Raw genomic sequence first — 25053 nt, forward strand, 5'->3', positions numbered from 1 at the left:
CGGTTAATATTGTAGCCAGGATACCTGCTGCCAAAAAGAAAGCCGGATCATCTGTTGAACAGATGATCCGGCTTTCTTTTTATATCTCTGCCTGAAAAAATCAGTAAAAAGAATCCTGTTTAAAACCCTAAACCCGCACCCACTCTGTATATCAGGTTATTGTTGTAGGGAGACCGGTTGTCCTGCAACACATCATATAAAATTGAAATACCAATACCAACTCTTCCACCAACGCTCTGTGTATAACCCGCACCTATTAGCAAACTCGGCACACCATAGTTGGTTTTAAAGGTTCTTTTATCATCTCTTCCAGGTGTGTCATAAACAGTGGAGGACTGCGTTACAAAGTTGTACTCCGGCTGAATATGTATAAACAGCATAGGCAGCGGATATACACGCCCCCATACTCCCCCACCAAAAATGGTATACTTGTCACGTTGTATGGTCCTGTCAGTAACATAATCAATGGACTTGTATTGTCCGTATTGTGCGTTCACATTAATACCGGCCGCGATGTACTCTGAGAAACGATAACCCACCAGCGGAGAAATATCTACATTGGTATAATCTCCAAACACTACTCCCAGAGAGCCTCCCAGTATCAGCTTAGAACGATCAAATCCTTTATGCGTAAGCGTATCTGTTTTATAATATTGGGCATGCGCCAGCTGCACAGCAGCCAGTAAGAAAAAACATATCAATAAACGTTTCATGTTCAGATTTATTAGGTTTAACTATTTCCCGGAAGAAAAGTTTAACAATCAAAAATTTTACCCCGGTTTAATATATTTTTCGGATCAAAGATCTGCTTTATTTGCTTCATGAGCTGCATAGACGTCTGATCAAAAATTATATCCATATAGCTCTTCTGCACCAACCCAATACCATGCTCTCCGGAGATGGTACCACCCAGTTGTTTCACCAGTTCAAATATTTCCCGTATTCCTTCCGTGAGGGTACCATTCCACTGTTCTTCCGTAAGGGTACCTCTGATAATATTTACATGGAGATTACCATCACCGGCATGTCCATAGCATACAGAAAGAAATCCATACTTACTACCGATTTCCTTTACACCCTTCAGCAAAACCGGCAACTCGGCGCGGGGAACTACGGTATCTTCTTCTTTATACACTGAATTTGCTTTCACTGCTTCTGCTACCCGGCGACGCAGTTTCCAGAGTTCATCTTTCTGCTGTGCATCTTCTGCAAACAGGATTTCACCGATATCAAAACTTTCTACCACGCCTGCTATTCCTTCCATTTCCTGCATCAGTACTTCGGGATAGTTACCGTCTACTTCTATCAGGAGATGAGCTTGTATATCGTCTTCGATTTTAACGGCATTACTTTGTACATATTGGGTCACCCATTCCAGGGCATCTCTTTCCATAAACTCCATGGCAGAAGGTGTATATCCTGCGCGGAAAATAGCACTTACTGCTGCGCAGGCACTTTCGGCAGAGCGGAAAGGTACGAGCATCAACAGGTCGTTTTTGGGCAATGGAATCAGTCTTAATACTATTTTAGTGACAATACCCAGGGTGCCTTCGCTGCCCACTATCAGCTGCGTAAGATTATAACCGGTTGCGTTTTTCAGGACATTGGCGCCGGTCCAGATAATTTCCCCGTTCGGCAATACCAGTTCCAGGTTCAGTACATAATCCTTTACCACGCCATATTTCACCGCTTTGGGCCCACCGGAATTTTCGGCAATATTTCCTCCTATAAAACAGGTGCCCCGGCTGCTGGGATCCGGTGGATAAAACAATCCCTTTTCTTTCACTGCATTCTGCAGCTCTTCGGTGATGACGCCTGGCTCGGTGATGACCTGCAGATTCCTTTCATCGATCAGGGTGATGCGGTTAAACCGCTCCATAGAAATCAGGACGCCGCCAAACTGCGCCAACGCACCACCGCTGAGGCCAGTACCCCCACCACGAGGCGTTACAGGCAACAACTCCTGGTTACATAAACGCATAATACGGCTTACTTGTTCTGTGGTATCGGGTTTCACCACCACTTCGGGCAGGTAGTGCAGGTCTTCAGTTTCATCCTGCGCGTAACGGCTCATACTTTCTTCGTCGGCCAATACATATTGCACTCCGGCTATTTCCCGTAATGCCGCTATATGGGCAGCAGTTACTTTATTAAACGTTGTCATGAAACAAAAATAATCATAATGCCGGTTTGGTGGTAATATCCGGCAGGTTAAAAAGAGGGACAGATGGTAGACCTTCTTGCATTGCTGAAAGAGCGGTTGGTGTACAAACCTGTGTATACAATTCCCAATTCATAAGCACCACGGCGATTGTTAGCAGCAGACAATCCAGAAGTGGTAATATCGTAGTTAAACATAAACTTTATAGCATTCAGCTGGTACCCTACCAGGAAAATAGCCGCATCATTGGCCCTGTAGTAAAGTCCACCGAACAGTTGCTGTACCCCATCTCCGGAAAGATTATAGGCAGCATTTGCACCCAGCATCAATTCCTTTGCCCCTGCCTGTGTAGCGTAATACGCTGCCGGATTAAGGATCACTTTGTCACTCATCTTGATACTGGCATTCAGGAAACCAATGTAACGGCGTGGTATAACATTGTTGCCATCATAAAAAGTTTCCCGGGGTGTGTTAATATGTTGTACCGAAAAGCCGGCATTTACATAAATATTCTCTGTAGGAAAATACGCATAGTTCATACCTGCCTGTAAATCAAAATAATTCACACTGCTTTGCGTAATAGGCTCCCCGGTAGGAATCTGCGAATCAAAGAACTTTCCATTCCACTGATCACCAAACGTCAGCTTGGTGATATCCACCCGTTTACCGGCTGAACCGGCGTTAAATCCTAATGACAATAAACTGCTTTGTCCCAGTAACTGATGGTAAGCTATAGACGCATATCCTTTGGTAGAAGTAAGATTGCCGGCACCTGCCACATCACGAAGCAGTACCCCGCCAATACCTACCCATCCATATTCAAGTCTGTCGCGGAACAACTGGAAGTCGCCATACACAGACATGGTTTTATAAGGCACTGGAATAGTGGCCCACTGGTCACGGTAATTAATACCAATACGGTAGTTTCCATCCGGAATAAAACCGGTATTCGCGGGATTAGTTGTCAATGGCGAATTGAAAAATTGTGAAAAGTGAAGGTCTTGTGCATAACCTCCCACAGCAACAATTAACAATATTGCCAGGCATGTTGATAATTTAACAATCTGATTCATGGCTCATCATCTTAACAAGGTTACACTTCCTGATCTGCTGCCTTTCGTGCCATCTGTAAACTCAAGGTTTACAATATAGGCGTAAGCATCCATGGGCTGAATATTTCCTTTAAACCGGCCATCCCATCCGATCCGGGGATCCGAACTTTCAAAAACCAATTGTCCCCAACGATTAAATATTTTAAGATTGAATTTGGTCGCACCAAAAGCTTTCACATAAAATATATTGTTCTTGCCGCTGGGTGCAAAAGCATTCGGCACATCGAACAACGGTACTACTATTGCACTCACCTCTTTACAGGTGGTAGCAGTACATCCTTCTCTGTTAAAGGCAGTCAAACAAACATTATAGGTCCCTGATCTCAGGTATTGATGTGAAGGGTTTGCCACTGAAGTAGTATCTCCATCTCCAAAATTCCATAGGAAATGAGACGCATCCGCTGTGGAAGTATTCACAAATTGAACAGGTGTATTTTCTATTGGTTTAGTAGGCGAATATTCAAAATCTGCTACCGGCGGATTCGCCACCAGTATAAATTTGGAGATACTGTCTTTTTTATTGCAGGTATTTGGATCCAGCACCAGCAAGGAAATTTTCCAGCGACCTGCTTTCCTGAAAGTATGCAGTGGATAAGGATCTGATGAAGTACTGCCGTCATCCTCAAAGGTCCAGGTAAAAGATTCACCACCGAGTGTAGTATTATCCATCTGTAATTCTGTGCCTACACATACCGTATCGGGAAGCGTAAATGCTGCTACCACGTTAATGGCTACACGCAATGCCTTTGTTTGTGTTTGCGGGGCATTACAAAAGTTGGTATCTATCAGTGTTAAAGTGGCATTATAAATACCGGCTGCTTTGTAATAATGGAAGAGTGGGAAGGTATCCAGTCCGGTGTAGAAAGGAGGTGTACCGTCACCATAATCCATGATAAAAGAACTATCTCTGAACTGGTTGGCCGGTGTAACAGACAGGTTGGTGAACATGTATTTCAAACTGTCGCAAGGATCCTGTCTTTTTGCGTCAAAGTTGAAGTCTGCCTTATTATTCCCCAGTTTCACGGTGATATAAGCGGTATCTGATACGTTACAGCTTTCGGGATCAATCTTCACCAGTCTTACACGATAGCTGCCCACTTTGGTAAACGTATGTTTCACCGTATCCAGTTCCTGTCCTCCTGTCTGCAGCGGAGAGCCATCATCAAAAAACCATTCAAATGTTTTACCGGGCCGACGGGTAGTATCCACGAACGTAATTGTTTCCGGTACGCAATAATTCACCCGGCGATCCAGTGTTTTGATTCCTGCTTTTATACCATCCAGGTTAAATGCAATTTTCAGCGCACCGAAGTTACAACCAGGAGGCGGTGTACTGGAGTAAGCACCCGGCGTGGTTGGATACCTTGGTTTGAAATTGCCTTGTACATTACACCAGGCACAGATACCCTGGTAAATGATCCCATTTTTATCAAACCGGCTGGTACCTCCATCTACGTGTTCAAAGAGACCATTACCGCCAAAGAAGCTTCCATATAGTTGTTGGGTAGCATCACGTTTTAATACAAAGAAATAAAAGTCCATACCGTCGGTAGTACGTTGCAATGCATCAGGCGTAGTACGAAGTCCTATGGTACCGGAGTTAGGATATCTCAGGTTGATATTAATACCACCGCCCCAACCGGATACGTATACATTTTCACAACGATCTACCAGGAAAGCAGTAGGTGAAATATTAGGCGCACTGATCATCGATTTGCTACGACCAAAGGTGGTAGAATATACAAACTCACTCAGGTCTGCTTTTAGCTTGCAAATAAACTGAAGGCTGTTGTCATTGTAATAACCGGGAGGTATCTTAATTGGCCAGTTGCCTTCTGTAGTACCTGTTACATACACAAAACCGTTTTTATCCAGCTGAATACCATATATCTGATCGGCAGATGCATTGTCTGACCCCAGAAAAGTACTTTGCAAAATAGTTTTTCCGTCATTGGAGATATGCGCTATAAACCCGTCACATACACCACCACGATAATCTTTATACAACGGAGTTCCTTTTATTGGAAAATCGCTGCTGGCAGTTCCACCAGCCACATACAAGGTATTAAGACCATTTAAGGCAATCACATAAGCAGCATCCTCTTTGGTACCTCCCAGGTAACTGGCCCATACCAGGTCTCCGCACATAGGGTTTATTTTCATGATCACCCCGTCCTGAGAACCACTGATTTTGTCCTGGAAAACACCGGGCGTTACCGGAAAGTCACCCGAGCGCGTACAGCTGGCTACATAAATGTACCCTGCATTATCTATCACTACTTCGCTGCGTGCATCATCACCATAGTTGCGCAACAACACAGAAGGACCCTGAAAACGATCTGCCCTGATATTTACCCCATCGTCTGCACTACCGGCTATAATCAGGGAACCAATCAACGCAGTACCTGTTGCGTTTAATTTGGTAATGGCAATGTCCCATCCTCCCCTGTGATCGGCGCCAATAATTTTTGTACTGGGATAATCAGCTGAAGTAGTTCTGCCGGAAATCACCAGGTTACCCAGGGGATCTACAAACAAACTATGTGGCTGATCCAGGCCATTTCCACCTAAGTAAGTAGCATAAAGCAGTCTGGTGCCGTTCGAATTAAACTTGGAAATGCCGATATCGAAAGCAGAATTACCACCACCGGGTCCCTGGAAAACACTTTGTACGGCCCCGGGCGTTACCGGGTAACCGCTTCCAAATACAATACCGCCGCMGTAAAAATTACCGGCATCATCATAAGTAGCGGTAAAGCCCCAGTTATCTGAACGGGAGCCGGATACAGTAGAGAAAACATAAATCGGATCTATCACAAGTGTATACGCCGGATCATACTCTCCTGATACTTTAAAGCCTACTTTATTGCCATTCAGCTTATAGGCCACCTTTACGGATATACGTTGATTATTAATATACTGGTAAGCATAGGGTAACTGTTCAATGGCATCACCTACAGAAGTATGTACATAGAGTTGTCCTTTCTTCAGTTCCATGCCGGTAGCCCCTTCATATTCCAGTTGAATTTCATTCGGATTAGCACCGGGATGCACAATCAGGTCGTACTTCAGTTGAGATGCTTCGGAGTAAATGTGTGCATCTATACCTGCGTAAATGCCATTATAGGTAACTCCCTGAAACGTTTTCACATTGGAAGCCCACTTGCTGGGATCATTACCCAGGATATAGTTACTCATGGCTTCCTGTTCTTTTTCAGGAGCGATTTGTAAACCAGGAGAGGTGTTTAGAAAATTGATATTGTATGCATGCCCTCTTACATTGGGGAGCGAGCCTGCTGGTCTTGGTGGTGAAGGCACACCGCCATCACCCGGATGCGGGGGAATGGCGCTTGCTGCAGTAGCATTGCGGGGAACAAGCGCAACGCTGTCATGCGCACCAGGGTGCCCATGTACGGCTTCGTCCAGCGCATACATATCTGCTTTGTTATACAGGAGAAAAGTAAAACTTGTTTTCCGCAGGAAGATAGAAGCACCATCCAGCTCTGTTTTATAAATAACGTCCTTGTTCCACTGCCCTTTGTTCTCTATAAAATTCAGCGGGGTGTAATTCGCAGATTGCTGCTGTGCCTGGGCGATTCGTCCTGGCAACAAAAAGCAAATCATCCATCCAATAAGACCAGTCGGGAAGGTAAATTTCAACGGGATTAGATTTATTTTTATACTTAATAACTAATATAATACTATAAACGCAGAAGCCTGTCAAATTGTTACGGTCGGGAAAGCACAAAACTTCTGATGCGAAGAATAATAGGCTAAATGGGAAACAAGGTGAAATGGCTGCCTCAGAAGCTGTTTTACTTTATCACGTCATCAATTAATAAACGTTAAAATCCTCAGGAAATTTTACTCCAGATAGATTTACTTCGCTGGGCGGCCAAAAATTCCTTTAATGCCTGATTTTCAGGCAACAATAAATCGGTGTCTTCTTCCAGTATCTTTTCGGCACTGGCACGGGCAGCATCCAGAATGGGTTTATCTGCGATGATGTCTGCCAGTTTAAAGTCCAGCACCCCGCTTTGCCGGGTTCCTTCAATATCGCCGGGGCCTCTGAGTTCCATATCTTTCTCTGAAATGATAAAGCCATCATTGGTCTGCACCATCACATTAATCCGTTCTTTGGAGTCATTACTCACCTTATTACCGGTCATGAGTATGCAAAAGGACTGTTCTGCCCCGCGCCCTACCCTGCCGCGCAACTGATGAAGCTGCGACAGGCCAAAGCGTTCCGTGCTTTCTATGACCATCACAGAAGCATTGGGTACGTTTACTCCTACTTCAATTACCGTAGTGGCTACCATGATATGTGTATCTCCGGATACAAAACGCTGCATATTGGTTTGCCGCTGTTCCGCCGGCTGACGCCCGTGTACCATACTGATATAGTATCGCGGTTCCGGGAAAAAAGCTTTCACCTCTTCATATCCTTTCATCAGATTTTCATAGTCCAGCTTCTCCGAATCTTCAATCAGTGGGTAAACAATATAAGCCTGCCGACCTTTTTTCACTTCTTCCTTAATAAAATCCATTACCTGCGGACGCTGATATTCAGTGCGGTGTACGGTGGTAATAGGCTTACGTCCCGGCGGCATTTCGTCTATAACAGATACATCCAGATCTCCGTAGATCGTCATCGCCAGCGTTCTTGGTATAGGCGTTGCCGTCATTACCAGTATATGTGGGGGTATATTATTTTTTTCCCATAGCCGTGCCCGTTGTGCCACACCGAAACGATGTTGCTCATCTACAATGGCCATCCCCAGGTTTTTAAACTGTACTTCTTTCTCCAACAATGCATGCGTACCTACCAGTATGTCAATAGTGCCATCCAGCGCCTCCTCCAGTATCTTTCGCCTTGCTTTGCCTTTGATGCTGCCGGTGAGTAAGGCCACCTTTACATCCATTTTTTCCAGCAATTCCGCAATACCTTTGTAGTGTTGTTGCGACAGGATTTCTGTAGGTGCCATCAGGCAAGCCTGAAAACCGTTGTCTTTTGCCAGTAGCATCGACAATAGTGCCACCATGGTTTTGCCGCTACCTACATCTCCCTGCAGCAAACGATTCATCTGACGCCCGTGTACAGTATCTGTTCTGATTTCTTTCAGCACTCTTTTTTGTGCACCTGTTAAGGAAAAAGGGAGATGGTGATTATAGAATTCATTAAATGATTCACCTACTGCACCAAACACATAACCATGTGACTGCTTATGTCTTTTTAGCTTTAACCTGCATATACGTATCTGCGCGATAAACAGTTCTTCAAATTTCAACCGCCGCTGCGCCAGTCGCGCATCATCTTCATTAGCCGGCTGGTGTATCCTGAAATAGGCCATGGACCTGGGCATGAGACGATACTGCTGTAATACTTCCAGCGGAATATTTTCCCTTATCTCCAGGGGAGATAATTGTTCGAGTAAGTTCTTTGTTAATTTTCCTATAGCCTTTGCCGTTAGTCCGCGGGCCTTCAGTTTTTCGGTGGTATAATATACCGGTTCCAGGAATTGTTTCCCGGTAGCAATTTCTTCAGTGAGTAAATCCAGTTCAGGATGCGCCAGCTGTGTTACTCCATTGAATACAGAGATACGCCCAAATACCAGGTAGGCTACATTTTCACGCAATGATTTTTGCATCCACTGCCAACCCTGAAACCAAACCAGGTCTATGGTGCCTGTTTCATCCTTGAAAGTGGCGACCAGTCTCTTGGCCCTGTTTTCGCCCATGACCACCATATTGATGATCTTACCCCGGATCTGCACAAAATCCTCGTAACCGCTCAGGGACGCGATTTTATCGATCCTGGTACGATCTACATAACGGAAAGGGAAATATTGCAGCAGGTCGCCAAAGGTATACACCTTGATTTCTTTGCGCAGCAGTTCTCCTTTCTGGGGGCCTACGCCTTTCAGGTATTCTATCGGATTGGATAATATAGCAGTAAAAGTAGAAATGGCAATTTCGATTTTATGAAGAACAAAAATAAAAAAGGCAAATGGTAAAAATTCACCACTTGCCTCTTTTAGTAAAAAACAATTATAACTATTCGGCTATTGCATCTACTTTACCTTCAACAAACTGTTTCATCCACTCTGTGGTAACAGATTTTGGTCTTTCTAAAGAAAGGCCTAAAGCTCTGTCCCAGCAAAGAGATGCCAGTACACCCAGTGCGCGGGAAACACCAAACAATACGGTGTAGAATTCATATTCTACCAGACCATAATGTACCAGTAATGCGCCGGAATGTGCGTCTACGTTAGGCCATGGGTTTTTCACTTTACCCAGGTCCTGCAGAATTGGAGGAACAGCTTCATATACCATCCACACAATTTTCACCAGTTCATCATTAGGAAGATGTTTTTTCGCAAACTCCATCTGCGCTGTGAAGCGGGGATCTGTTTTACGCAAAACAGCGTGACCGTAGCCTGGCACTACTTTACCATCAGATAAAGTTTTGCGTACATAGGCTTCGATTTGTTCTTTGGTTGGTACGCCACCGCCCAGTTCTTCCCGCATTTGCAGGATCCACTTGATCACTTCCTGGTTAGCCAGTCCATGTAAAGGACCTGCCAGACCATTCATGCCTGCAGCGAAAGAGAGGTAAGCATCGCTCAGTGCGGAACCTACCAGGTGAGTAGTGTGTGCGCTCACGTTACCACCTTCGTGGTCAGCATGAATCACCATATAAAGACGCATCAGTTCTTTGAATCCTTCGTCTGAGTAACCCAGCATATGTGCAAAGTTACCTGCCCAGTCCAGCATGCCATTAGGCTGTATGTGCTGTCCACCTTTATATTTGCGGCGATATACATAAGCAGCAATACGTGGCAGGCGGGCAATGAGGTTCATGGTATCCTCATAAGTATAACTCCAGTAATCTTTTTTATTCATCCCTTCTGCATAAGCATGTGCAAAAGAAGATTCTGTCTGCAACGCCATAATACCCACGTTAAACATGGTCATCGGGTGAGCAGTAATAGGCAAGGCTTCAATAGCATCAAATACGTGGTTGGGTACATGAGAACGGCGACCCCACATGCTGGACAGATATTGTACATCTGCTTCAGTAGGTAATTCTCCAATCAGCATCAGGTAAAATAAACCTTCCGGCAGCGGCTCTGCACCACCTGGCGCTTTAGGCAAATGGTCCCTTAATTCCGGAATAGAATATCCGCGAAAACGAATTCCTTCATTGGCATCCAGCAAGGATGTTTCAGTTACCAGGCCGGTGATACCGCGCATACCCTGGTAAACCTGTGCCAGCGTTACATCTTCAATCTTTTTAGTGCCGTGATTCTTTACCAGGTCTTTTACTTCAATGTTAAGTTCATCTGCTTTAACCTTGAATTTCTCTTTTATGTACCCCATTTTACTGCTATTGTTATTAATGAAAACAAAATCGATCAATAGTCAAAAGTAATGATTTGTTAACGAAGTTACCACCATTTCGTGGTATTTAATGCCAAATTAACAACGATCTGCCGGGGGAAGTATAAGGAAATATGGCCGCAGTAAGGCGCTGTAATTATTTCATTTAAAACATATTAAATAGTATCAATAATAAATATTTATATAGACGTTAAAGAAATGTAAAATTTTCAGAATGAATTGAAAATATTGAAAGAAAAATCTTCGAAAAAATAATGCTGCACACAAAAGAAAGTGAGGATATCAAAAATAAAAAGGCGGCATCACCATCATGATACCGCCTTCAAAAAATCTTTTCACAACGCATCATTTAGGTGCGCGGCGATATAAATAGAGGGCCAATCCACCAAATAATATATTTGGGATCCATACGGCCAGCAAAGGGTTCAGATCTGCCTTCACCGAAAATACCGTTGCAAATTGCAGGAAAATAATGTAGCTGGCGCTGATCACAATACCCACTGCCAGGTGCAAACCACTTCCTCCTCTTACCTTTTTGGCGGCAATGATGCCTCCGATCAGGGTAAGAATAACCACTGCAAATGCAGCCGCTGTTCTCCTGTAATACTCTACCCAGTAGGTATTCAGGCCTTCAGATCCACGGATGCTTTCTCTTTGTATGAACTTTCTGAGGTCGGGGGTGGTCATCGCTTCCTGCAGATTCTTTTCATCTACCAGGTCTTTAGGCAGCAGGGCCAGTTTCAACATGGTATCCTGTTTACTGATCCATTGCTCCTTCAACCCGTTCATGCTGCGCATCGTCACATAATCCAGTCGCCATTTTTTAGAGGTAGAATCCCAGGTAATGCGATCCGCCTTCATTTTGAAGGACATATTTTGTTTATCTACGATGGCCAGGGTAAAGTTACTTCCACTCTTATAATTGGGATCGTAAGTACCAAAGGTCACATAAGTAAAGCTGTCGATACGGGTGGTACGGTTGTATTGCGATTTCTCGTCATCATGATTGTGGAGGTACTTGTTTTCAAAGCCGGTACGGATGCGGTTTGCATTGGGTACCACCCAATAGTTGGCCAGCCACAGGATACCACCAAACAGGAAAGCCCCCATCCAGTAAGGACGCAGAAAACGGCGAAAACTCACGCCTGCCGCCAGGATGGCAATGATCTCGGAGCGATACGCCATCTTGGAAGTAAAAAATATAACCGATAAAAATATAAAAAGTGGAAACAGTAATGCCAGGATATGCGGAATAAAACCGAAGTAATAATCTACTATAATTTCATGCAGCGACAGATGATGTTTCATAAAGTCATCTACCTTTTCTGTCGTGTCTATCACTACAGAAATCAATAGGAATATCATCAGGGAATAAATGAAAGTACCTATAAGCTTACGTAAAATGTACCAGTCAATTTTAGTCATGACCCCAAAGATATTAGTTTATTTTATAGTCCGAACTTTTACAGGCGTGTTTTCAGCTGATTCACCATACTGGTTTTCCAGGTGGCAAAAGTACCGGCCAATATTTGTTTACGGGCTTCCTGTACCAATTCCAGGTAAAACGCAAGGTTATGGATACTGGCCAATGTCATGCCTAAAATTTCCCCTGCCACAAACAAATGACGCAGATAAGCCCTGGAATACTTGCTGGTAGCAAAGCAGGGACTATTCTCATCTATAGGGTTAAAGTCAGTAGCCCATTTTTTATTACGGATGTTAATAACGCCATTCCAGGTAAACAACATGCCGTTACGGCCATTACGGGTAGGCATTACGCAATCGAACATATCTACACCCAGGGCTATATTTTCGAGGATATTCCAGGGAGTACCMACACCCATCAGGTAGCGGGGCTTGTCGACTGGCAGCACTTCGCACACCAGGCCGCACATTTCGTACATTTCATTTTCCGGTTCTCCTACACTGAGGCCGCCAATAGCATTACCGGCGCAGTTGCGGGAGGCAATGAATTCAGCAGAAGCCTTGCGGAGGTCTTTATAGGTACTGCCCTGTACGATCGGGAACAACGTTTGTTCATGACCGTAGGCAGGCTGTGTATCACTGAGGCGCTGAATACAGCGGTCGAGCCAACGGTGAGTAAGGTCCATTGACTTACGCGCGTAGCGGTAATCAGACGGATATGGCGGGCATTCATCAAAGGCCATAATAATATCGGCCCCGATGGTGCGCTGAATATCCATCACATTTTCAGGTGTGAAAAGATGACGGGAGCCATCTATATGTGATTGGAAAACCACCCCTTCTTCCTTGATCTTGCGGTTGGCCGCCAGGGAAAATACCTGGTACCCGCCACTATCAGTCAGAATGGGACGATCCCAGCCATTAAATTTATGTAATCCACCTGCCAGAGATAATACCTCCAGGCCTGGCCTTAAATATAAATGATAGGTATTGCCAAGGATAATCTGTGCCTGCACGGCTTCTTTCAATTGCTCCTGTGTAACAGCCTTTACGCTGCCTACAGTACCAACCGGCATAAAAATGGGCGTTTCTATTTCCCCGTGGGCTGTGGTGATTTTCCCGGCCCTGGCATTACTGCCACTATCTGTAGTTATCAGTTCAAAATTCACTCATCCTGTATTTGAGGCGCGAAGATAAGCATAAAGGAGAAAGCAAAAAGCCATCGAAGCGAATGACCTGAGCGGATAATTTACCCCCAAATACCGAGGGTGCACTTCAATCATTCGCTTCGATGGCTTTTTGCTTTCTCCTTTACGCTTTTTGCTTCCCCCAAACAATTCTTTTACAGATAATAAAAATATTATATTTTTGCCAGCATTATGCTGGAACATCTAAGTGAAATTGCCTTATACTTTTTTGCTACCGTTGCGGGGATACAGATCATTTATTTCCTTTTTGTCTTTTCCCGGGTTGCTTTTTATAACCGTAAATTTGACCTGGACCACGCACCGGACGGGCCCTTTTCAGTCATCATCTGCGCAAAGGATGAAGAGTTAAACTTACAGAAAAATCTTCCGGGGGTACTGCAACAACGGTATCACCATCACATGAAACCTGAATATGAGGTGATTGTGGTCAACGATAACTCCGAAGACGATACCAAATATTACCTGCGTTCTATTGAGCCGGGTTATCCACATTATCGCCACATAGAAATTAAACAGGCGGCCAAGTTCATCCCCGGCAAAAAATATCCCTTATCTATAGGCCTGAAAGGCGCCCAGTATGAAACGGTGTTGCTAACGGATGCCGACTGCAAACCCGGCAGCACTTACTGGCTTTCGTTCATGAGCCAGGGATTCACCGGAGAGAAAGAAATTGTACTCGGATATGGTGCTTACTATAAAAAGCCCGGCTTCCTGAATAAGATCATCCGCTATGAAACTTTTTTCAGCGCCCTGCAACACCTCTCCTTTGCCATGAGCGGCATGCCCTATATGGGTGTAGGCCGCAACCTGGCTTATAAAAGAGAACTGTTTTTTAAACATAAAGGCTTTACCAGCCACCAACACATTGCCAGTGGCGATGATGACCTGTTTGTAAACACTGCCGCCAACAGAAAAAATGTAGGGGTAGTTATTGACAAGCAGGCGTTTACCTATTCAGAGCCTAAACAGAACTGGAAAAGCTGGTTCAGGCAAAAAACCCGGCACATGTCTACCGGCAAACATTACCGCTTCGGGCACAAGTTTGTACTGGGATTATTTTCACTGACACATTTCCTTTTCTACCCCGCCTTTATCATTGGACTGTTTTTCCCGCCACCGGTACTTTGGTACGTGCTGGGCATCTTTGGTCTGAAAGTGCTGGTACAATCCATTATCACCTTTGCCGCCATGCGCAGACTGGATGAAAGTGATCTGTTTAAGTTCAGCTGGCTGATGGATATTTTTATGGTGCTGTATTATATCATCTTTACACCGGCCTTGTTATTCAAAGCGAAAGCCAATAAGTGGTAAATGCGGATTTTTTGTCTTTTTCCGGGATTATACTGATTTAGATGATTTTCAATATATCCCGGAAATACCTTCCCCAGGTTATGTTACTTTCGACTGCTACCTGCCCCGCATCCTGGGGCTTTGGCATTGCTGACAGGAAAGGCGCTTTTATCCATAACACCTTCTATGGCAAATATCCGGTATGACTGCCGGCTTCAATAAGGTACTCATTGCCTCTGGGAGATATTTTGATGAATAAACCCTTTCTACCTGCTTGCTTTAAACAGTACATTTCCCTCCCAAGCTACAGCCTGCTATAACGCGCTACTATAGCCGGTTTTGGCTATACATCCGGAACTCACCCCCGCATCAAGTCCACCTCAAGTCCACATCAAGTCCACCTTTATTGCAGTGCTGCTATAGGTGCATAGCGGGTCCTAAGCATAGAATCGACAGCATCACCATAATGAAGAGGTAATGCTAACTATAATGATGGGGTTCTTAATACGCAATACGTTAAAAGCGTATTTAAAGACAATGAAGATAAAATTCCGTCTAAAATATCCGTGATGCCCGCTTTCGGGCAGCTGGCAGGCTTAGATCTATGGCATTCTTCCTATATAGATGGACTAAAATTTATGCTTAAAATCTACAATATCCCCCAGGTTTTCAACCTGATCTCTAAATCAGTATAATCCTGGAAAAAGACAAAAAATCGCTTTAATCATCAAAAAACAGGCTAATCCTCCCTACTTTTGCGCAATGGAAATTATTTTAAAATATTTCAGCGACTTTACACCAGAGCAGTTGTCGCAGTTTGAGGCCCTGAAGGGATTATATGAAGAGTGGAATGAAAAGATCAATGTGATATCCCGTAAAGATATTGAGGCCTTATATGAAAAACACGTATTACATTCTCTTAGCATAGCCGCTATTGCGGATTTTCAGCCAGGCACACAAATCCTGGATCTCGGTACAGGTGGCGGATTTCCGGGTATTCCGCTGGCGATCTTCTTTCCGGAAGTACAGTTTCACCTGGTAGATTCTATTGGCAAAAAGATCAAAGTAGTACAGGGCGTAGCGGAAGCGCTGCAGTTGAAAAACGTGACAGCAGCACATAGCCGGGTGGAAGATATCAAGAACCGCAAATTTGATATTGTTGTTTCCCGTGCGGTGGCCCCATTGGGCGACCTTTGGCGCTGGAGTAAACCAGTACTGAAAAAGTCGGTAGTACCCGGCAAGCAATTCGAGAAGGGCTTAATTTGCCTGAAAGGTGGCGACCTGGCCCAGGAAATATCAGAAAGTGGCTTAAAACCAAAGTTGCTGAAAGTATATGATATCTTCCCGGAAGAAAGCTTCCAGGAGAAATTTGTGGTATTGGCTAAAAGCTAAAAATACCCGATTTCCAGTGTAGAGTGGCGAATGCCCAGGTGTTCAAGTTCATGACGCAGTTCCTTTTTTAACGCTTCTGTTCCGGCAGCATCCAGTTGCGGATCAACTTTCACCTGGGCGGTGAGTGCATTTTCTGTTGTACTGAGCGCCCACACATGTATATGGTAAATATCCTGTACCCCTTTCACCGCCAGGGCTGTTTTCCTTACTTCCTGCAGGTCAATATTCTTTGGCACCCCATCCATAGATAAGCGTAAACTATCTTTTAACAGTCCCCAGGTACCCAATACGATAACTACCATTACAATGATACTCAACAGGGGATCCAGCCAATACCATTTTGTGTAGATGATGACAATGCCGGCTACAACGGTCGCTAAAGACACCAAAGCATCCGCCGCCAGATGCAGATAAGCTCCTTTAATATTGAGATCCTTTTCTTTGTCCCTGAAAAACAACCAGGCCGTAAATGCGTTGATACCAATGCCAATGGCTGCAACAATAGCGATGGGTGTTCCCTGCACTTCGTAAGGCGCACTGAAGCGACGGATGGCCTCATATCCTATGATACCGACTACAATCAGTAACAGCATCGCGTTAAAGAGGGAAATAAGTATTGTACTTTTGCGATATCCGTATGTATACCCGGGGTTGGACGTTATTTTGGCCAGGCGGAAAGCAAGGAGTGACAGGGCCAGGCTGGCCACATCGCTGAGATTATGGCCGGCATCGGCCATGAGTGCCAGGGAATGGGTGATAAAACCGGCTATAAATTCTGCCGCCACAAAAATCAGGTTAAGGGTAATTCCCCATATGAAAGCCCGGTTAACCTTGGTGCCATCCAGACCAGAACCGGAACCGTGAGTGTGATCATGCATAAAGGACTGATTTCCTGTTCTGTAATTTAAACAGATTTTTTTTCTGTAATTATAAAATATCCTCGCCGTTGCTTCGTCATCCTTATTAAGATGAAACAGCTGGTCCTTACAAATAACATCATGGCCATAGAGCAAAACGAACGCATACAGGCAGCCGTGAAGCAGGAACGCAAGCGATTGCTGCATTTTATCCGGCAACGGGTAAATAATGCGTCCGATGCGGAGGATATTTTACAGGATGTTTTCTATCAATTCACCGAATACCTTAGACTGGGAAGCCAGGTAGACTCAATTACCGGGTGGCTGTTTGCCGTAACCCGCAATAAGATCACCGATTGGTTCCGCAAAAAGAAAGAAACTCCTTTTTCTGACTACACTCGCGAGATAGAAGGCGAAGAAGTATTATTTCTCCCCGAATTACTTTCCGACAAAAACCAGGAGGCCGATACTCCCATGATGAAGAAAATCATGTCTGAAGCCATTATGCAAGCTATTGATGAGCTGCCCGCGGATCAAAGACAGGTATTTCTACAGCATGAACTGGAAGGTAAATCTTTTAAAGAAATGAGTGAGGAAACCGGCATTGGGGTAAATACCCTGCTGTCACGCAAACGCTATGCTGTACTGTTCCTTCGGGAACGCCTCACAGAACTGTACAACGAATTTTTAAACGACTGATTTTAAATTATTAAAGATATGAGAAACGAATACGGCAGAAGAAATGGAGGACGCATCGCCAAGTTCATTGTCTTCGGAATAGTGTTTATGGTAGCGGTGGGATTTGCTACCATGCTATTGTGGAACTGTCTGATCCCTGAACTATTTCATGGTCCGGTGATCACCTACTGGCAGGCACTGGGCCTCCTCTTATTAGGTAAACTCCTTTTTGGCTGGCATAATCACCATAACTCCTGGAACGACAAGTGGAACCGGGGCCGCGAATGGAAAGAAAAGCTCCGCGAAAAAATGTCCCACATGACGCCTGAAGAACAAGATAGAATGAGAGAAGCACTCCGCAACCGCTGCAGACCCGGGTTTGGTAGAACCAGACGCGAGGAATGGGAAAGGTACTGGTCAGATGATACCAATGATACCAGAAAAAGGCCCGAAGATCCCAAAAACGAAGAAAAAGAATCACACTAAAAATATTGTGCGATGATAGGTATATTCAAAACCAATATAGACAGCCTGGAAGACCGTCAGCAGATGATCCAGGCCATAGCATCCAGCTTCCCGGTTGGGTCCTGTCATGTAGACCTGGACGATTGCGATAAAGTATTACGCATTGCCGATTTACAGGTGGAAGAGGATATTATTATAGAATTCGTTCAAAAAAAGGGCTTTGAATGCCAGGTACTGGAATAATTTAAGTTTTTATTGACAGTACATCAATATTCCCGGGCCAACCAGCCGATTTACTATACATTTAACTTTTTTATATGTAAAAAGCTATTGGCCGCCTCGCAAATCTGACGTAACTTCAAAGAGAATGCAGTGGCCCGGGTATATTGACTAAAATGTCTGGAAATGTGTTTTTGAACCCTCTAAATTTCGCTCCTATGTACCTGAACCAGCACGAGATCCAATCTCTCCTCAATAAAAGCTTCGACAATTTCGTAGATTTTGTCGATACGCTGCCGGATATACGTTTTACCGCTTCTCCATACGGTAAATGGTCGGCTGGTCAACAACTCGATCATCTTACCAAGTCTATCAGGCCCATTAGCAGTGCATTGGGATTTCCCAAAGTTACTCTGCGCTATTTCGGCATCAGCCAATCACCCTCACGCCCCTACGATAAACTGGTAGCCGACTATCAACACGCATTGAACAATGGCTTCAAGGCAGGCAGGGCCTATCAGCCAGGCGTGATTTATCAGGCCCAGCGTCCGGCATTGCTGCAGAGTTTTCTTCTTCAGAAAATAAAATTATCAGATAAACTCCTCACCTGGTCAGAAACAGACCTGGATAAATATCGTCTGCCACATCCCCTGTTAGGAAAAATTACCATCAGGGAAATGTTGTATTACATCGCACATCACAATCAACACCATCTCTCTAAATTAAAAGATCAGGAACTGCAGGGCCACACCTGGCAAAACCAATTGCAGCAACTTATATTTTGATTTTTTAATTAAATTGTCCCTACCTAAAAAATCATCATGGCTACCACTGCGTTAGTCATCAGCGGCGGCGGCTCCCGGGGCGCTTTTGCTGTTGGCGCCCTCAAATATTTATATACACAACATCCTCCTATTGCATTTGATCTTTTTTGCGGAACCGGTACCAGCGCCCTCATTGCTCCACTTGCTGCCCTCGGCGAAATTAATTTGCTCGAAAAATTATTTACCAGCAACAGCACGGCAGATATCGTGAACATCAGCACCATGATGCAGCGATTTCCACAAAATAATTCGCTGTATAATGCCACCGCATTAACACATAAAATCAATAATATCTTTACAGACGCCAGGTTTCGTGCACTCCAGCAATTACAGGAAGAAGTATTTGTAGCCGGTAAATGCCTGCAAACAAACCGTACTACCTACTTCTCTCCCGGCAGTGATGATGCCGTAAAAAAAGACTACGACATTGTATCGCTTCATGACAACTATACCTTCCGTGAAGCAGTACTGGCATCCTGTAGTATGCCCGTGTTTATGCCGCCAGTGGAAGTAGCTTCACTACCGGACGATGTACAGCAATTCACTAACGGAGGTGGTGCACACTACAATCCCATCCAACTGGCTATAGATAAAGGCGCTACCACTATTTATGCCATCCTGCTTACACCGGAAATACCGGGAGAAGAAGACCTTCTCTTTAAAAATCTGTTGGATATACTGGAAAGACAGGTAGATCATACCACCAACGAAATGGCAGGAGTGCAACTATCCGGCTTTATCAATGATTCGCTCACTTATATCGAAGCGGTAAAAAATAAAATGAAAGCGGCCGGGATCACTGCCGTAGATGATTATTTCGATGTGCCTGTAAATCCTTTCCATGAAAAGAAAGTGGTAAACTTACATATCATCCGGCCACAACACGCGCTGGATGTACATATGGGAGGATTGGAGTTTATTCCGGCTACCATGAAAGAGATGTTGGAAGCAGGAGAAAAAAGAGCCGCTGAAATGATGCGGGGAAAATAAAAATCTTAAAAAAAACGGGGCTGATTGGTATCAGCCCCGTCTCATATATCTTAGGATACCGCTTTATTATTACTCCGGTCCACATCTGCCATACGCTGGCTGGGATCTATTTCCAGCTCTTTGACGTCGGTCAGCGGAATATTCAGTTCCACTTCGTAAACAGGATTTGTCCAGTACCAAACGGGATCGACTACACGTTTTATAGCCGGATTTTCATTTGGCTTTTCTCCATACATAATAGACAATGGAATGTAGTGCAGTTCTTTATTATCCTTTTTATCTGTCACCATAAAATCTATGGGCATAGGCATATATCCTACTCTGCGCAGGCGCACAACAGTTTTATTGTTTCTCGCAAATACACTATCAATACCATAATCAATATGTTTTACGGAATTGATAAAGTATTGTTTGTACCAGTCCAGTTCTATGCCGCTTTGCTTTTCCATCACACGTATAAAGTCATTTACATTCGGATGTTTGAAGCGCCATTCTTTGTAGTAGCTTAACAGACCGGCATCGCGGTTGGCAGCACCAATCACATACCCCAGCTGCTCCAGGAATACCGCACCTTTGGAGTAAGCAGTAAGACTGTAGCCGTAGTTAGTGTTATAGTGATCAGAATGTGTGGTAGCTGGTTCCTCGAAAGGGCTTCTGGCCAATGCAAAATAACCTGCATAAGAATCTTCCAGGGCGTTGCGTCCTTTCAGAGAATCGATCGTATTATGGATCACATTATTTTCTGCAAAAGTGGTGAACCCTTCGTCCATCCATGGATACAGGCTTTCGTTGGTAGCCAGCATTCCCTGGTACCAGCTGTGCATCCATTCATGCATCGCTACGCCGTATAAACCATCCATCTTTCCATTACCCATGATCAGGGTGCCCATAGGATATTCCATACCGCCATCACCACCTTGAATGAATGAATATTGTTCGTACGGATAAGCACCATAATGTGCTTTGATATAAGCATAAGCAGCAGGAATCATCTTTGCCAGCTGAGGCCAGGTATCGTGTGTATGCTCATTATCGAGGTAGAAGAAATGCGCAGTAAAGCCATCTACTTTCTGGGTAATGTGCTTGTAATCCGGATCTGCGGCCCACATGAAGTCGTGTACGTTCGGCGCAATGAAATGCCAGGTAAGCGTATTACCGGCAGGTTGATTTACTTTCACACCGGGTGTTTCATACCCATGGCCAATCTGGTTGGGGTTCTGCAGGTAACCGGTACCGCCTATTACATATTTTTTATCGATAGTGATTTTTACATCATAATCGCCCCAAACGCCATAAAATTCGCGGGCAATATAAGGGGTGGCATGCCATCCTTCATAATCATATTCACACATCTTAGGATACCACTGTGCCATGGAGAAGTCCACTCCTTCTGCGTTATTGCGACCACTGCGACGAACCTGTACTGGCACCTGCGAAGCAAATTCCATATCAAATACGGCCTTTGAATGTGGCAGGATCGGTTTATCCAGCGGCACTTCCAGGATCGTTTCAACAACCTTGAAATCCTGCGGTTTACCATCACGCTTCAGGGAAATAATTTTCTGGTAACCAATTTCATCGGGTTTCAGTTGAGAGATGCGGTCACGTACCCTGCCGTCCCAGTCGCGGCGCTCGTTGCCTTTTTTATCTCTTCCGATCACTATTTTACCCAGCTCACGGCTACGCACATCCATCATGCTGTTAGGCTGAAAGGCGTTCCAGTAAAGGTGATAGAAAACTTTCTTCAACGTATCGGGGGAGTTGTTAAAGTATTCAAGGTGTTGTTGTCCCTTGAATTGATTGGCCGGCGCATCTACTTTCACATCCATGGTATATTTCACCCGCTGTTGCCAGCGATCAGATTGTGCGCTTAGTTGTAACCAGCTGCCTGCCAGCATGGCGATGGCCAGACAGCTCCCTGTTGTAACCCGATACTTCATTCCGTTTCTTTTTGATTAAACAGCTAAAATAAACATCATTTGGGTATTTTGATGTTTTGACGCGGGTTATTTCAGATCCGCTCCGGTGAATGCAGCGAGGGTAAAACCCAGGAAGTCTGCGTATTGCTGTGCTGCCGGCTCAAAGGCTTTCAGTGCTGCTTTTTTGAGTGGCTTAAATGGTTCAACGGTAACGGTTACACTATCTTTTTTGAAAGTACGTTTCCAGGTGCCGATGATTTGTCCGTTGTGCACCATAATAGGATTAAAAATGCCGTTGATGGTCATTACCTTTTTGGCGAACTGCATGTCTATCAAAGTACTACGATCTTTATAGCCGATAAAGTACTCATCAAAAGCGGGGAGTAATAAGTGGGTATCCGGAACTGCTTTCTTCCTGCCGGGCGCCATCCAATAAGTAGTATCGTTTATTTCCTGTGCCTGCAGGTGCTCCTGCGCACCATTCAGACCTATGCGGGCATCCGTTACTGATAATCCTGACCACTGGGCAAAATCGGGCAGGGTGGCTGGGCCGTGGCTGATAAAATAACGGCGGGCTAGTGTGATCAATGCATCTTGTCTGCTGAGCAAGGTAGATGCCGGCAACCACTCATCCAGGAGTGTATAGGTGAATTGTTTGCCGCTGAGGGGGCCATTACAAATGATCCCTTCCAGGGCAGCATGATAAATAATATGATTCATGCGATGATCATCGGTGGCAATACCTTTCTCCTGTAAATGGGTAGTGAGTTCTTTACGGGTGAGGTGATTGCCTCCCTGTAAGGCTTTGATGATCAGCTGATTTGTTTTGTGAAGTAAGGCATCATCCATGCCCAGCTGTCTTTTCATGCTCCCCATGCGTGTTTTCATATTGGGAGCGATGAGTTGCAGCATCCAGCGTACATCTGCAGCGGCCACCAGGTGCAGGGTGCCTCGAAAAACCGTTGTGCGGATCAGGGATTTATTGCTGAGGGCTTTTTCTATTGCGGCGTCTGTGGTGCCCGGGAGCCTTACACCGATGCCCCATTTGCTGTGTGCATGTTCCTGGGCCTGCATAGCACCAAAGAAAGATGCGATGTCAGCTGGTTTTTTAAAAGAAGTATGGATCAGTTGCTGATGGAGTAATCGTTGTGCAGCGATATCGGTAACTAGCATGGGTAAATGGTTTGTAGTGCAAAACAACAACACGTGGATGACAACGGTGTGTCAACAGCTTCCCCGCTACTAAAATGATTATTCGACGCCTTGTACCACGAGTACAATTTCTCCTTTCACACCTTTCTCTGCGTAGTAGTCATGGACTTCCTGGAGGGTACCGCGTTTATTTTCCTCGAACATTTTGGTGAGCTCACGGCTAACGCTGCAAGGGCGGTCTGGCCCGAAGTATTGAATCAGGTCGGCCAGGGTTCTTACCAGCCTCATGGGCGACTCATAAAAAACGATGGTGCGTTCTTCTGTAGCGAGTTTTGTAAAAAGGGTATGACGGCCTTTTTTGAGTGGCGGGAAGCCTTCAAAGGCAAAGCGGTTCATGGGGATACCGCTGTTCACCAGTGCGGGTACAAAGGCAGTGGCGCCGGGTAAACATTCTACCGGGACGCCGGCACGGCTGCATTCTCTTACCAGTAAAAATCCGGGATCAGATACACCGGGGGTACCGGCATCTGTGAGCAGGGCCATCGTTTTGCCTCCCTGCATTTGCTGCAGCAGGTGCTGTACTATCTTGTGCTCGTTATGCTGATGATAAGCCGTAACGGGCTTACTGATATTGTAATGCCGGAGCAAAACGCTGGAAGTACGGGTGTCTTCCGCCAGGATCAGATCAGCTTCTTCGAGTACTTTGACAGCCCTGTAGGTAATATCGGCAAGGTTGCCGATAGGAGATGGAACGAGATATAATTTCATAATTTAATTACGAATCACGAATTACGAACCTGTGGGGAGATGCAGCCCGGAGACCTTCTCAGATATCTCCCCACAACTCCGTCATTCGCAATTCGCAATTAATTATTGTATTTGTACTTCAAAAGATTCCATTACCTGATTTGCCAACAGCTTCTGGCAGGCATTTTCAGCGATCTGCCTTGCTTCTTCCTGGCTGGCGGCTTCAATTTGCAGAGTAATGTGTTTACCAATACGTACATCTTGTACCTGGCCCAGGCCGAGGTTCTTGAGACCACTCATCACCGCCTTTCCTTGCGGATCTAATAATTCTTTCAGTGGCATCACATTGATATGTGCAGTAAAAGTCATTGTGCTAGAAATTTTGCCGCAAACCTACATCAAAAAATCCAAAATGTTAAACCACTTGTATTTTAGGAGGTACTGCTATTGATAATATTACGTAACATATAAATATAAATGGTACGGTAGCGAATTTCAGGAAAGGTATGCTCAGTATGGTTAATCCGATCAGTAAAAACCGTGGCCAGTTGTCTGCAATGCGCTTACTTTTAAATTTCAGGCTGATCATAGGAATTTCTGCAATCATCAGGTAACACAGCAATGCGATGGTGATATACAGTACCCAGATGTTCTGGAACCAGTGCGCCAGGTTAAAGGGATTAAATAAAAGGATTAAAGGAAAAGAAGCTACCAGCAAAGCTACTGCAGGGGTAGGCACTCCGATGAAGTTTTCTGACTGCCGGGTGTCTATGTTAAACTTAGCCAGGCGGTATGCTGCAAAACAAGGCACCAGCAAGGCCGGAGCGAGGTTGAAGATAGATACATCAAAAACATCCGGTTGTTGAAAATACGCACTACGGAGCAGTCTGTATAACATCATACCGGGTACTACGCCAAAAGTCACCACATCTGCCAGGGAGTCCAGCTCCTTGCCCATAGGGCCTGATACACCGAGCAACCGGGCTACCATACCATCAAAAAAATCGAAGATACCTGCCAATACTACCAATGCAGAAGCCCAGTATACCGGCTCCGGTGTTAGAATCGTATAGTCGGCACCGTTAATCTCCGCGCGGTATTCCGGTGCATGTAAGATGCAGATAATAGCCAGTGCCCCGCAAAAGAGGTTACATAGGGTAAGAATATTGGGTAGTTGTTTCATCTAATAGATTTATTGAACGCAAATTACGAA

The 25053-nt window shown here is 44.8% G+C and carries 21 protein-coding genes; 7 read left to right on the forward strand and 14 right to left on the reverse strand.

What is annotated here, in order from left to right; all coding sequences use genetic code 11:
• Positions 1 to 119 precede the first annotated feature (119 nt).
• The 8 genes from AC1DCV_RS09585 to tgt all read right to left on the reverse strand — a co-directional run bounded on the left by AC1DCV_RS09585 (position 120) and on the right by tgt (position 13268).
• Entirely contained in the window at positions 120 to 713 is a 594-nt protein-coding gene (locus tag AC1DCV_RS09585) for a hypothetical protein (RefSeq protein WP_477022999.1), read from the reverse strand.
• Positions 714 to 754: 41 nt separating this feature from the next.
• Complete coding sequence (locus tag AC1DCV_RS09590; protein ID WP_477023000.1) at positions 755 to 2164, reverse strand: FAD-binding oxidoreductase; 1410 nt, start codon at positions 2162 to 2164, stop codon at positions 755 to 757.
• Between the two features lie 47 nt (positions 2165 to 2211).
• The gene (locus tag AC1DCV_RS09595) at positions 2212 to 3234 is read right to left on the reverse strand and encodes a PorP/SprF family type IX secretion system membrane protein (protein WP_441573688.1); all 1023 of its coding nucleotides are present in this window, start codon (positions 3232 to 3234) and stop codon (positions 2212 to 2214) included.
• Positions 3235 to 3240: 6 nt separating this feature from the next.
• Positions 3241 to 6933: a DUF7948 domain-containing protein gene (locus AC1DCV_RS09600; RefSeq protein WP_477023001.1), complete on the reverse strand. Its 3693-nt coding sequence runs from the start codon at positions 6931 to 6933 to the stop codon at positions 3241 to 3243.
• Between the two features lie 194 nt (positions 6934 to 7127).
• Positions 7128 to 9269: an ATP-dependent DNA helicase RecG gene (recG, locus tag AC1DCV_RS09605; protein ID WP_477023431.1), complete on the reverse strand. Its 2142-nt coding sequence runs from the start codon at positions 9267 to 9269 to the stop codon at positions 7128 to 7130.
• 58 nt (positions 9270 to 9327) lie between these two features.
• Positions 9328 to 10653 (reverse strand): citrate (Si)-synthase, eukaryotic, encoded by a 1326-nt coding sequence (locus AC1DCV_RS09610; protein ID WP_477023002.1) that lies wholly within the window; start codon positions 10651 to 10653, stop codon positions 9328 to 9330.
• Between the two features lie 366 nt (positions 10654 to 11019).
• On the reverse strand, positions 11020 to 12099 hold the full coding sequence (locus AC1DCV_RS09615; RefSeq protein WP_477023003.1) for an LptF/LptG family permease: 1080 nt from the start codon (positions 12097 to 12099) through the stop codon (positions 11020 to 11022).
• Between the two features lie 38 nt (positions 12100 to 12137).
• Positions 12138 to 13268, reverse strand: coding sequence for a tRNA guanosine(34) transglycosylase Tgt (tgt, locus tag AC1DCV_RS09620; protein ID WP_477023004.1), 1131 nt, complete (start codon positions 13266 to 13268; stop codon positions 12138 to 12140).
• 210 nt (positions 13269 to 13478) lie between these two features.
• Between tgt and AC1DCV_RS09625 the strand changes: the two genes are divergently transcribed.
• Together AC1DCV_RS09625 and rsmG are read left to right on the forward strand one after the other, a co-directional pair.
• Positions 13479 to 14618, forward strand: coding sequence for a glycosyltransferase (locus AC1DCV_RS09625; protein ID WP_477023005.1), 1140 nt, complete (start codon positions 13479 to 13481; stop codon positions 14616 to 14618).
• A 741-nt stretch (positions 14619 to 15359) separates the two neighbouring features.
• Positions 15360 to 15989 carry a 16S rRNA (guanine(527)-N(7))-methyltransferase RsmG gene (gene rsmG, locus AC1DCV_RS09630; RefSeq protein WP_477023006.1) on the forward strand — a complete coding sequence of 210 codons (630 nt, stop codon included), beginning with the start codon at positions 15360 to 15362 and terminating at the stop codon, positions 15987 to 15989.
• Here rsmG and AC1DCV_RS09635 read toward each other — a convergent pair.
• Positions 15986 to 16867, reverse strand: a complete 882-nt coding sequence (locus tag AC1DCV_RS09635) for a cation diffusion facilitator family transporter (protein ID WP_477023007.1) — start codon at positions 16865 to 16867, stop codon at positions 15986 to 15988. The two genes, rsmG and AC1DCV_RS09635, sit on opposite strands and share 4 nt — an antisense overlap.
• A gap of 90 nt (positions 16868 to 16957) precedes the next feature.
• Between AC1DCV_RS09635 and AC1DCV_RS09640 the strand changes: the two genes are divergently transcribed.
• From AC1DCV_RS09640 to AC1DCV_RS09660, 5 genes are all read left to right on the forward strand, one after another.
• Entirely contained in the window at positions 16958 to 17545 is a 588-nt protein-coding gene (locus AC1DCV_RS09640) for an RNA polymerase sigma factor (protein WP_477023008.1), read from the forward strand.
• 18 nt (positions 17546 to 17563) lie between these two features.
• On the forward strand, positions 17564 to 18010 hold the full coding sequence (locus AC1DCV_RS09645; RefSeq protein WP_477023009.1) for a hypothetical protein: 447 nt from the start codon (positions 17564 to 17566) through the stop codon (positions 18008 to 18010).
• A 12-nt stretch (positions 18011 to 18022) separates the two neighbouring features.
• On the forward strand, positions 18023 to 18232 hold the full coding sequence (locus tag AC1DCV_RS09650) for a hypothetical protein (protein ID WP_441573678.1): 210 nt from the start codon (positions 18023 to 18025) through the stop codon (positions 18230 to 18232).
• A gap of 194 nt (positions 18233 to 18426) precedes the next feature.
• Positions 18427 to 18993 carry a DinB family protein gene (locus tag AC1DCV_RS09655; RefSeq protein ID WP_477023010.1) on the forward strand — a complete coding sequence of 189 codons (567 nt, stop codon included), beginning with the start codon at positions 18427 to 18429 and terminating at the stop codon, positions 18991 to 18993.
• A gap of 36 nt (positions 18994 to 19029) precedes the next feature.
• A complete protein-coding gene (locus AC1DCV_RS09660) occupies positions 19030 to 20022 on the forward strand; it encodes a patatin-like phospholipase family protein (RefSeq protein ID WP_477023011.1) in 993 nt (330 codons plus the stop codon).
• 50 nt (positions 20023 to 20072) lie between these two features.
• Here the strand turns inward: AC1DCV_RS09660 and AC1DCV_RS09665 are convergent, their stop codons facing one another.
• The 5 genes from AC1DCV_RS09665 to AC1DCV_RS09685 all read right to left on the reverse strand — a co-directional run bounded on the left by AC1DCV_RS09665 (position 20073) and on the right by AC1DCV_RS09685 (position 25023).
• Positions 20073 to 21962 (reverse strand): M1 family metallopeptidase, encoded by a 1890-nt coding sequence (locus AC1DCV_RS09665; RefSeq protein ID WP_477023012.1) that lies wholly within the window; start codon positions 21960 to 21962, stop codon positions 20073 to 20075.
• 66 nt (positions 21963 to 22028) lie between these two features.
• Entirely contained in the window at positions 22029 to 23114 is a 1086-nt protein-coding gene (locus tag AC1DCV_RS09670; RefSeq protein WP_477023013.1) for a winged helix DNA-binding domain-containing protein, read from the reverse strand.
• Between the two features lie 78 nt (positions 23115 to 23192).
• The gene (gene rsmI, locus AC1DCV_RS09675) at positions 23193 to 23861 is read right to left on the reverse strand and encodes a 16S rRNA (cytidine(1402)-2'-O)-methyltransferase (protein WP_477023014.1); all 669 of its coding nucleotides are present in this window, start codon (positions 23859 to 23861) and stop codon (positions 23193 to 23195) included.
• Positions 23862 to 23963: 102 nt separating this feature from the next.
• Positions 23964 to 24209 carry a phosphoribosylformylglycinamidine synthase subunit PurS gene (gene purS, locus AC1DCV_RS09680; protein ID WP_142683702.1) on the reverse strand — a complete coding sequence of 82 codons (246 nt, stop codon included), beginning with the start codon at positions 24207 to 24209 and terminating at the stop codon, positions 23964 to 23966.
• A 46-nt stretch (positions 24210 to 24255) separates the two neighbouring features.
• Positions 24256 to 25023 (reverse strand): CDP-alcohol phosphatidyltransferase family protein, encoded by a 768-nt coding sequence (locus tag AC1DCV_RS09685; RefSeq protein ID WP_477023015.1) that lies wholly within the window; start codon positions 25021 to 25023, stop codon positions 24256 to 24258.
• Between the last annotated feature and the right edge of the window lie 30 nt (positions 25024 to 25053).

It is taken from the genome of Chitinophaga sp. 10T418 (genome assembly GCF_056394125.1).

What these genes read in the sequence shown, in the direction of transcription:
- AC1DCV_RS09595 (WP_441573688.1), bottom strand. Translation starts at nt 3,234, where the DNA reads ATGAATCAGATTGTTAAATTATCAACATGCCTGGCAATATTGTTAATT.
- AC1DCV_RS09660 (WP_477023011.1), top strand. Translation starts at nt 19,030, where the DNA reads ATGGCTACCACTGCGTTAGTCATCAGCGGCGGCGGCTCCCGGGGCGCT.
- AC1DCV_RS09585 (WP_477022999.1), bottom strand. Translation starts at nt 713, where the DNA reads ATGAAACGTTTATTGATATGTTTTTTCTTACTGGCTGCTGTGCAGCTG.
- AC1DCV_RS09655 (WP_477023010.1), top strand. Translation starts at nt 18,427, where the DNA reads ATGTACCTGAACCAGCACGAGATCCAATCTCTCCTCAATAAAAGCTTC.
- purS (WP_142683702.1), bottom strand. Translation starts at nt 24,209, where the DNA reads ATGACTTTTACTGCACATATCAATGTGATGCCACTGAAAGAATTATTA.
- AC1DCV_RS09685 (WP_477023015.1), bottom strand. Translation starts at nt 25,023, where the DNA reads ATGAAACAACTACCCAATATTCTTACCCTATGTAACCTCTTTTGCGGG.
- rsmI (WP_477023014.1), bottom strand. Translation starts at nt 23,861, where the DNA reads ATGAAATTATATCTCGTTCCATCTCCTATCGGCAACCTTGCCGATATT.
- AC1DCV_RS09610 (WP_477023002.1), bottom strand. Translation starts at nt 10,653, where the DNA reads ATGGGGTACATAAAAGAGAAATTCAAGGTTAAAGCAGATGAACTTAAC.
- AC1DCV_RS09635 (WP_477023007.1), bottom strand. Translation starts at nt 16,867, where the DNA reads ATGCATGATCACACTCACGGTTCCGGTTCTGGTCTGGATGGCACCAAG.
- AC1DCV_RS09645 (WP_477023009.1), top strand. Translation starts at nt 17,564, where the DNA reads ATGAGAAACGAATACGGCAGAAGAAATGGAGGACGCATCGCCAAGTTC.
- AC1DCV_RS09670 (WP_477023013.1), bottom strand. Translation starts at nt 23,114, where the DNA reads ATGCTAGTTACCGATATCGCTGCACAACGATTACTCCATCAGCAACTG.
- rsmG (WP_477023006.1), top strand. Translation starts at nt 15,360, where the DNA reads ATGGAAATTATTTTAAAATATTTCAGCGACTTTACACCAGAGCAGTTG.
- AC1DCV_RS09615 (WP_477023003.1), bottom strand. Translation starts at nt 12,099, where the DNA reads ATGACTAAAATTGACTGGTACATTTTACGTAAGCTTATAGGTACTTTC.
- AC1DCV_RS09650 (WP_441573678.1), top strand. Translation starts at nt 18,023, where the DNA reads ATGATAGGTATATTCAAAACCAATATAGACAGCCTGGAAGACCGTCAG.
- AC1DCV_RS09640 (WP_477023008.1), top strand. Translation starts at nt 16,958, where the DNA reads ATGAAACAGCTGGTCCTTACAAATAACATCATGGCCATAGAGCAAAAC.
- AC1DCV_RS09665 (WP_477023012.1), bottom strand. Translation starts at nt 21,962, where the DNA reads ATGAAGTATCGGGTTACAACAGGGAGCTGTCTGGCCATCGCCATGCTG.
- AC1DCV_RS09590 (WP_477023000.1), bottom strand. Translation starts at nt 2,164, where the DNA reads ATGACAACGTTTAATAAAGTAACTGCTGCCCATATAGCGGCATTACGG.
- AC1DCV_RS09625 (WP_477023005.1), top strand. Translation starts at nt 13,479, where the DNA reads ATGCTGGAACATCTAAGTGAAATTGCCTTATACTTTTTTGCTACCGTT.